The sequence below is a fragment of the Pedobacter nototheniae genome (genome assembly GCF_004335085.1).
Classification (GTDB): Bacteria; Bacteroidota; Bacteroidia; order Sphingobacteriales; family Sphingobacteriaceae; genus Pedobacter; species Pedobacter nototheniae.
On record NZ_RQRS01000059.1, the window covers coordinates 1 to 1,080 of the forward strand.

1 pseudogene is annotated in these 1,080 nt (G+C 44.1%); it reads left to right on the forward strand.

What is annotated here, in order from left to right:
* A pseudogene (locus EHC72_RS22850) lies at nt 1-1,080 on the forward strand (DUF6443 domain-containing protein); the annotation flags it as partial.

The window sequence follows — 1,080 nt, forward strand, 5'->3', positions numbered from 1 at the left end:
ATATGGTTTATAACCCCTTGGATCAGGTGGTATTCAGTCAGGATGCCGTACAAGCAGCTAAATCACCAAAAGAATGGTTGTTTACCAAGTATGATGCTTTGGGCCGTGTAATATTAAGTGGTTTATATACAGGAGGCGGCGAGCGGCTAACACTGCAGGCATCGGTTGACAGCCAAGCAGCTTCAAACCAGCCTTTATGGGAGAAACGGGATAACGCCAACAGCAATGGTTTAAATACGGGTTATACCAACCAGACTCTTCCAACGGCAAGCATTGGTGCCTATTACAGCATTAATTATTACGATGATTACGATTTTTTGGCCAATACATTTGGGCAACCAAGTGGAGCAAACCAGGTAAATGGCGGGCGTACCAAAGGATTACAAACCGGGAGCCGTATTTTAACGCTGGGTAGCAGCAGCCAGCTACTTACGGTTAACTATTATGATGAAGAAGGAAGGGTTGTGCAAAGCAAAAGTCAAAATCACTTAAACGGCACTGATGTAGTAGACAATACCTACAACTTTGCCGGCGAACTCACGGCCAGTACCCGCACCCATGTAGCAAGCGGAGTAACTACAACAATTGCCAACCGCTATGAATATGACCATATGGGCAGGAAACTTGGCACCTTTGAAAACATCAATAGTAAAGGTGAAATACTTTTAAGCAAACTGGATTACAATGAATTGGGGCAACTGCAGCAAAAGAACCGCCACAGTGTAGATGGAGGCAATACCTTTTTACAAAACACCAAATTTGCCTATAATGAAAGAGGCTGGTTAAAAAGCAGTATTTCCGATCAGTTCAGCATCCAGTTAAACTACCAGGATGCTATAAACGTGACCCCCCAGTACAATGGTAACATCAGCAACCAGTTATGGGGACCAGGGAATAATCCAGCCATCAATACCTTTAGTTACAGTTACGACAGGTTAAACCGTTTAACCAATGCCAGTTCCCCTAACCTGGGTGAGGCAATTAGTTATGATGTGATGGGTAACATCACCAGCCTGACGCGAGATAACGCTGGGACCAACAATTATACAGGTTACACAGGTAACCAACTGACACAGATTA